Source organism: Microcoleus sp. Pol12A5 (assembly GCF_036701435.1).
Taxonomy (GTDB): Bacteria; Cyanobacteriota; Cyanobacteriia; order Cyanobacteriales; family Microcoleaceae; genus Microcoleus.
Window position 1 is genome coordinate 1 of the sequence record NZ_JAUBQU010000181.1, and the last position, 7979, is coordinate 7979.

A 7979-nucleotide genomic window follows, 5' to 3' on the forward strand; every position below is an offset into this window, starting at 1 on the left:
ATACTCTAACCTTAACCTCATGACTCTTTCTGTGCCTGCTTGGCTACTCCTGACTGTTTTTTTTTACGATTTAATCCTAACTTCTGTAAGGCGCTACACATAGCTGTTCTGCCTACCCAATTTCCGGTATGAAGGGCGAATAACTCACACAATTCTACCAAAGTTGCATCGGGATGTGCTACCACTATTTCTCTTAGCTCTTCTGAGGCATTATTCAAATGACTGAATCTGGGTTTCCCCCTGCGTTTAGGCTGTAAATTCCCCTCAATTTTTTGTTGTTTGACAAGTTTTTGAACAGAGCTTTTACTGCAGGCAAATATTTCTGCTGTTTTTCTGATCGACAGCTTCTGTTCTAAATGGGCTGCTACTATGAAAGGAGTGCAAATCTACTAAGTATGCTTTCATTGGTATATTATTTTTAGTCGATTCTATTGTACCTCATAACATCCGGAAGTGCTGTATTTCCAGACCAGACAGAATTAAGTAAAAATTACTCAAGTTGTCATTGGGAGCAGAAACATTAGACATCTCCCCAAAAGCTGAATCACCTACTGGGATACAATTGTGCAGAATATGCACAGCCAGTTGACTTCACCTCGATTTGACGACAGCATCAAGATGAGAAGCAATTCTACTTCTCTACTGCTGTTGCTAAACCTTCTGCTTTTTGGGCGAGCGATCGCAGCTTTGACGAACTGATTGTATGCGCTTGTGAGATTTGCTGAATTTCGTAAGGGTTAATTGTGATGCTAGCGGACATCTGTTTCACAACTCAATACTGTTGTTATTATAGCATTTATCAAAACTCATGCAACATTTGTTAGGGTTGATAAAATGTAGTATTGTCCCTTTTTTCAATGCTATTGTAGCGATGTTTTTCGCAAATAGTATTACTTTTTTACAAATCCCTATGAGTAAACCCCTTCGCATCCTTTCCCACATAACTAGCCGCAACATGGCCATCTCCAACAACTCGATACTTATAGGTAATCAACCCCTCTAAACCAACAGGCCCGCGAGGCGGCATTTGCTGCGTGCTAATCCCCACTTCTGCACCGAAACCGTAGCGGAAACCGTCAGCAAATCTAGTCGAACAATTGTGATAAACTCCGGCCGCATCGACTCCATTTAAAAATGTTTCGGCGGCTTCGCTGTCTTCGGTGACAATGACATCTGTATGTCTGGAACCGTAAGTATTAATATGATTAATTGCCTCTTCCACAGAATCTACTATTTTGATTGATAAAATCAAATCGCTGTATTCTGTAGACCAATCGGTTTCTGTCGCTTCGGCAATATTTTCTAGGAGGGCGCGAGTTTTTTCGTCTCCCCGCAGTTCAACTTTTTTCTGCTGCAAAGCTTCGGCAACTGCGGGCAGGAATTTGGGGGCGATCGCACTGTGAATTAACAAAGTTTCAATAGCATTGCAGGCGGCTGGATACTGGGTTTTTGCATCTACAGAAATCTCTACTGCTTTCTGAATATCCGCTGCTTTGTCTGCGTACAAATGACAAATTCCGTCGGCGTGTCCCAACACGGGAATTCGGGTATTTTCCTGCACGAACCGCACGAAGGAATTAGAACCTCTGGGAATAATCAAATCTACATATTCATCCATTTTCAGCAGTTCGATTGTTTCTTCCCGCGTGGTCAGCAACTGCACGACTTCTGGATTAACCGCTGTTTCTGCTAATGCTTGATGTATCACTTTTGTCAAGACTTCGCAGGAACGGACTGCTTCTTTGCCACCTTTGAGGATGACGCCATTTCCCGATTTGATTGCCAAGGATACTATCTGAATTAAAGCTTCGGGGCGCGCTTCAAAAATAATGCCTAAAACGCCCAAAGGACAGGTGACGCGCTTCAGAATTAATCCTGTATCCAATTCGCGGTGGATTTGCACGGAACCTACGGGATTAGGGAGTTTCGCAACGTCGCGCACACCCGCGATCGCACTTTTCAACTTGCTCTCATCCAACTTTAGGCGATCGTACAGCGGTTTCGCAATTCCATCCGCCTGGGCCGCCTTGCAGTCAGCCGCATTCGCCGCCACAATATCCGGCGCAGCAGCTTCTAAAGCTTTAGCTATAGCCTCAATAGCTTGATTTTTAGCCTCAGCGGACAAAACTGCTAACTTTCTAGCAGCTTGGCGGGTTTTTTGGGCAATTTCAATAATAGACATGACAGTAACTTTTAAATAGTTTTGATTGTTGGGTTTTGAATTTTGAGTGGTGAATTGAATCCGCACAAAAAATTTTCGGGGCGGTTTTCAGTCTTAACAATTCTAGAGGAAATTCTATATTTTTGTTGAGACCCCTGACAGCAATCCGCATTAACAGGTTAAAACAGTGAAGTATAGATAAAATCCCATGGTCATTTCCATTTGTCAATAACCTTTGGAGAGTATTATGTCATCTCACGCCCCTTTACGCAAGGCAGGGCGAGCCGCCAAAGCCGGCGTTAAACTGATACAGAAAACTGGCGGAAATCTCGTTTTAGCTTCTGGCGTCACCATCAGCCTGCTGTTTGGTATGGTGTTAGCGCTATCTTTAGCCTCTGTTTTGATTCTCAACAGTCCCGATCCAGTAGCCGGATTGGCGATCGCACTTCCCATAACTCTGATTTTTAACATCGCTGCTTTTTTCCTATCGCCTTACTTGATGGACTTAAGCCAAAATTGGCTCTACAATACCCGCTGGGTTTCCCTAGCAGAAATTGAAAGCCTAAGTCCCGAAACAGCGAAAGTTATTAAGAAGGTTTGCAAGCAGAAAAAACTCCAGCAGCCTCGTTTAGGAATTATCGACGATCAAAACCCTACTGCTTTTACTTACGGTTCATTTCCCAATAGCGCTCGCTTAGTGGTCAGTCAAGGTCTTTTTACCTATTTAGACGACGAAGAAATTGCCACTGTTTACGCCCACGAACTCGGTCACATCGTCCACTGGGACTTTGCAGTAATGACTTTAGCCTCGACTTTGGTGCAGATTACTTATTTAATTTACACAACAGCTCAAAGAATGGGTCGAAGTGGTGGCGAAAAAGCTAAAGATGCGGCCGGTACTGTAGCTGCTGTTGCTTATTTATTTTACATCGCCGGCACTTATTTATTACTGTATTTGTCGCGGACGCGAGAATATTTTGCCGACCATTTTGCAGCCGAAACAACCGGAAATCCCAACGCTTTGTCTCGCGCTTTGGTAAAAATTGCTTACGGTATTCTGGAAGAAGGACAAAGAGCAACCGAACCCAGCCGCTTATTAGAAGGAACTCGCGCTTTAGGCATTTACGATGCCAAAGCTGCCACATCTACCGGCACTGCTTACAGGATTACTTCGGAACCGGAAAAAATTGGGCGAGTATTTTTGTGGGATATGTTTAATCCCTGGGGTTGGTGGATGGAGTTGAACTCTACTCACCCGCTGACTGGTAAACGAGTTCGCGCTTTGAGCACTTATGCCGAACAATTAGGCTTGGATATTGAGTTTGACATGGGCCGGATTGTCGGCGAAGGCAACGATTTGAGCAAGCGGAGATTGTACGGCAATTTTGTGTTCGATTTACTGCTGTACAGTGCAGAAACTCTGGGGTTAGCTGTGGGTTTTGCGATCGGCATTTCCCTGTATGCTGTAAACCCGATGATGATGGTTGCTTGTCCTTTAATCGGTTTGGGTGCGGGAATTTTGCTCAAGACTTTGGTGATGTTCCCCAATTACCAACAAGCAGAACATTTGGATATTTTAACCTTAATGTCTGACCCTTATGCAAGTCCTTTGCGGGGTCAACCGTCGCAACTGCAAGGCGAATTAATTGGTCGCGGCGATGCGGGTTATACCTTTGGTTCTGATTTGAAACTGCAAGATAGAACGGGAATGATTTATCTGCGCTATGCTTCTCGTTTTGGGCCAATTGGTAATTTTCTGTTTGGCATGAAACGGGTTGAAAGTTTGATTGGAATGGATGTTAGCGCTTTGGGTTGGTTCCGCCGGGGTGTTGCACCTTGGATGGATTTGATTCAGCTTGAAAGCGATAGCGGTACGACGGTTAAGAGTTATCACCGCTTCTGGTCTGTTGTGATGGGTATAGGGGCGATGGTTCTTGGTATTGCAGTGCTATTTGTTTCATTTCCAGCTTGAAATTTGAACGCAATAAAGTCCTTACTACCAACAGGTTCATAGTAAAGACTTTATTCGCCTTAAGTCAGGGTTAAGGAGGACAGCATTTGCGCCAACATAAGCATTTGAGAGATTAACCTCTTCCTGATTAGAATCCCTGAGTGTTAAACTAGGGGCTTAACCGATGACTGAGGATTGTTAGGTAGTTTAGCTGATTTGAATTCCGGTGTGGAAGACAATTGCTTCAGATCGATGAAGACCGAAAATTGGCTGGTATCCAACAACCCCGAATTAGGCTGTTTTTTCTTCTGCAATTGTTGGCCTATAGCACAAATTTTGCACATGATTTTAGCTCTTTTTGAGGATATAATAGTCGCTCTGAAAATCATGGGCGAGTTGCTTGATTTCAACGCTGCTAAACCCAGCTTCACTCAAAAGTTTCAGGGCTTTTTCTTGACCCCACATCGCTCCCAGTCCCATACCACCGTAGGCTAAAGAAACTGTCATACAGTGCATACAAGAAATGGTGTATAGTAACGGTGCAATCGGATGTTCCATGTTGCCGCCTACATCCGTTGTGGCGCGGATATCTTGCATCAAGTAAACACCATCGGGACGCAGAGCTTTGTAGATGTTTTGGAGTACAATATCGGGTCTGGCTTGATCGTGAATTGCATCAAATGTGGTGATCCAATGGTAGCGATCGCACTCATCCAATGTGGCGGCATCCTTCACCTCAAACTGGATATTATTTAACTTCCGCAGTTGGGCTTCCGTGTTGGCATTGGCGATGGCTTCTCCCGAAAAATCGTAACCTGTGAATCGGCTATTCGGAAAGGCTTCAGCCAGCTTGTTGAGTGCTCGCCCGCTACCGCAGCCGACATCTAGGACCTCAATACCGTTTTCCAACGCTTCGGTAAGCGCGGGAATTAGCGGCAGAATGCGGTCAAATAGAGCAGGTAACACGGTTTGACCGCTATCTTCTGCCATCACCGCATGAAAACGTTTGAACTCTGAGTAGGGTACACCGCCGCCTTTGTAGAAACAATCGATAATCCGATCTTCCACCGATGCCAACACCGGAATGAATTGAGCAAAGGGGGCAATGTTGTCAGAAGCTGCAGCCCGTGTCAGGAATGCTGCATATTCTGTCGGCAAAGTGTAGGTTTTGTCGATCGAATTATAATCCACTAAGCGACCCGTTACCATTGCACCGAGCCATTCCCTCACGTAGCGTTCGTTCAATCCGGCAGCATCGGCAATTTGTTGACTGGTAGAGGGCGGCAATTCTGCCATTGTGTCAAACAGTTCGGTGCGATGCCCGATCGAAATCATGACGGAGAGTGCGCCACTGTTGAGAATGTCCAGCATCCGTCCGGCGAATGCTTCTGCTTTGGTTTGATCGAATGTTTGTGTCATCATAATTTAAGCGTGATGGTATTCAAAAGTTTCTATTTGGAACATTGGATGTTGCCAGGGCTACGATCGTCAGATTCCTGCCCGTCAATTCAACATTTCACCTATCTGTTCTTGCACCCAAATTTCAAACAATTCGCGCAGCAAACGCTGACGCATCGCTAAATCGAACTGAGCCGGAATCAATGTTTCTAATCTGACGATCGCCAGCCATCCTTCTACAGGGATAGGATCCCAAAGCTGACCGGGACGGCTTATCGCCAACAGATGCGCCAAATTCGGGTGGATTGTGCCGAGTTCTGCCGGGCCAACGATTCCATTGACTTGAGCTTCTGGGCCTTGGGAATACTCGCGCGCCAGTTCGGCAAAGGATTGCTCTTTTTCTTGAATCCGAAAATACAGTTCGCGCGCAATTTCTGCGTCTTTAACCCGAATCAAAGAATAGATGACTCGATCTAGCGATCGCTTGCGTTGCAGAAAATAGGACTCTAGTTTGTGATGCCAATTTTGGTGTTTGAATTTCTCAATTTTGAGCAGCCTTGGAATGAAAACAGTCTCTAAAAATTCCCGACTCATCCCGTGCTGTTTTAGCCAAATTTGTTGTGTGGTTTCGTCGGTCAGTTGATTTTGTTCGTAGAACTGCTGGCGGACATTTATGATTTCTTCAGCAGTGCAATCGATGGGGGCGATCGCTTCATCAATGATGCTCTCGCGGTATAATTGGGGCAGCATTTGGTAGCTGGCAAGTCGAGGAACTATCTCTTCCCCAGAGATGGTGCGATTGCGGATTTGTAATAAAACTGCGGTCATAGCTGTCTGGCTTCAATTAAAGCCATTTGAACGAACAATTGATAGGTAAGGTGCACATTGTGCACCCTACAGATAGAGTTTTTACATCCAGGACTTTCTAGTTGGGAATCGGAGTCAACGTAACAGAGTAATTAGTGTTACCTGTGAATTGAGAGGCTTGAAGATAGTAGTTAGTTGCAGGAGCCAAGTTTTGAACAAATCCTTCGGAAATAGTGCCTCGCTTAACCACACTTCCAATTACCTCACCTGCATCGACGGCGCGATTGTTGTTTTTGTCTTGAATCAATCGGAGATCGGCATCAGCGCTGAGATTATTGAGACCAAAGTGATAAAATCCCTGGGTATTGACAGCGAGATGGATAGTATCGGTGGTGTCGGTGTTACCCACAGAACCTTGATGAGTTCTTGGTTTGTCGTTGGAAAAGACGGCACCGAAATCATCTTCTACTGCGAGGACTTTGCTGGGTGTACCGGCCGCGTCAGCCGATACTCTCAAATTGTAGGGAGTATCGTTGAACGCACGGTTCCGATTGACTTGCACCACGTAATTGCCTGCATCAACGTCAGCAACTGCTGAGGACAAGTTGATTACTTCATCCAAACGCAATCGATCGGAAATAGCAATTTGCTTATCGTTACCATCAACTAAGCCATTGCCATTGAAATCGCGAAATAGTTGAACATTCAGATCGTCGGTCATACCAACCAGCCCAAGGTTGATATTTTTATCGCTATCCAGACGGAAACTGTAGGTGTCTTTGCTGTTGAGATTACTGATAGTGCGGCGCGGAACTACTACGGCACTATTAGATGGCAAGGTACCAAGGTCAAATTCAGCCATTTTATTTCTCCTTAAAGTGTAAAGGGATGAGTTAATTTGCTGGTTGTTTTATTAACTTGATATCAATCTAACGAGGCGATCGTTCCGAAACCGTTCCGAAAGCGTTCTCGAAGCGTTCCCAAAGCATCCAAGCGCGATCGTCCGCGCGAATTCAAGGTTTGAGAACTTCCGCAGACCAAACGCGATCGAAGGGAATTCCAGCTTTACCGTGGGCTTCTCTAATCACTTCGGCATCGGGCGCGTTTAGTTCGCACACTACACGAGTTTTATCCAGCGACGCATAGGAACGCACCCATTCAATACCCTGTTCCTGATAGCACCGTAAAATTAATCGATGGGCTTCGTTCCACTCTTCATCGGTAAAGCCATTCGGATAGCTTCCCTCCAACACCTTGAGGATTGGTTCGTTCCATACAGGTGGTACACCTTCATGTTCAATAACTCGGGCTGTCCAAACCTTGCTAAATCCAACATCGGCTTGGCGATAAGCTTGTCGCACAGACTCTGCATCTGGTGCCTCAAAGGTGCAAATCATGCGATCGCGATCGGCTGATAGTAAAGAGTAGCACCACTTGGCATTTCTTGCCCCAAGACAATCCAAAACTCGCGTATCAGCTAACATTTCTGCGGTGATTGGTTGAGCGGCAACTGTTTCAACTTTGATAAGAGACATAATTACTTCCTCTTAATTAGTAATGACTGTTGATTGGTCACTGTTGACTGTTAAGTAGGTCGGGCTGAAAAGACTGAAGTATGTAAAGATAGGTAAACGAGGCAACAGTTATAGCTAGGTAATGAGT

General features: G+C 45.2%; 8 protein-coding genes. 1 reads left to right on the forward strand and 7 read right to left on the reverse strand.

Going from position 1 to position 7979, the window contains the following annotated elements; translation table 11 throughout:
• Positions 1-17: 17 nt before the first annotated feature.
• From QUA45_RS29295 to QUA45_RS26650, 3 genes are all read right to left on the reverse strand, one after another.
• Positions 18-386, reverse strand: coding sequence for a helix-turn-helix domain-containing protein (locus QUA45_RS29295; protein WP_445305348.1), 369 nt, complete (start codon positions 384-386; stop codon positions 18-20).
• A gap of 245 nt (positions 387-631) precedes the next feature.
• On the reverse strand, positions 632-760 hold the full coding sequence (locus tag QUA45_RS26645) for a hypothetical protein (protein WP_333099557.1): 129 nt from the start codon (positions 758-760) through the stop codon (positions 632-634).
• A gap of 138 nt (positions 761-898) precedes the next feature.
• Positions 899-2182: a glutamate-5-semialdehyde dehydrogenase gene (locus QUA45_RS26650; RefSeq protein ID WP_333222809.1), complete on the reverse strand. Its 1284-nt coding sequence runs from the start codon at positions 2180-2182 to the stop codon at positions 899-901.
• 226 nt (positions 2183-2408) lie between these two features.
• Between QUA45_RS26650 and QUA45_RS26655 the strand changes: the two genes are divergently transcribed.
• On the forward strand, positions 2409-4133 hold the full coding sequence (locus tag QUA45_RS26655) for a zinc metalloprotease HtpX (RefSeq protein WP_333222811.1): 1725 nt from the start codon (positions 2409-2411) through the stop codon (positions 4131-4133).
• A 327-nt stretch (positions 4134-4460) separates the two neighbouring features.
• Here the strand turns inward: QUA45_RS26655 and QUA45_RS26660 are convergent, their stop codons facing one another.
• The 4 genes from QUA45_RS26660 to QUA45_RS26675 all read right to left on the reverse strand — a co-directional run bounded on the left by QUA45_RS26660 (position 4461) and on the right by QUA45_RS26675 (position 7852).
• Positions 4461-5534, reverse strand: a complete 1074-nt coding sequence (locus QUA45_RS26660) for a class I SAM-dependent methyltransferase (protein ID WP_333222813.1) — start codon at positions 5532-5534, stop codon at positions 4461-4463.
• Between the two features lie 81 nt (positions 5535-5615).
• Positions 5616-6338: a peptidylprolyl isomerase gene (locus QUA45_RS26665; RefSeq protein WP_333222815.1), complete on the reverse strand. Its 723-nt coding sequence runs from the start codon at positions 6336-6338 to the stop codon at positions 5616-5618.
• Positions 6339-6435: 97 nt separating this feature from the next.
• Positions 6436-7179: a hypothetical protein gene (locus tag QUA45_RS26670; protein WP_333147311.1), complete on the reverse strand. Its 744-nt coding sequence runs from the start codon at positions 7177-7179 to the stop codon at positions 6436-6438.
• A gap of 151 nt (positions 7180-7330) precedes the next feature.
• Positions 7331-7852 carry a DUF4242 domain-containing protein gene (locus QUA45_RS26675; RefSeq protein ID WP_333222817.1) on the reverse strand — a complete coding sequence of 174 codons (522 nt, stop codon included), beginning with the start codon at positions 7850-7852 and terminating at the stop codon, positions 7331-7333.
• Between the last annotated feature and the right edge of the window lie 127 nt (positions 7853-7979).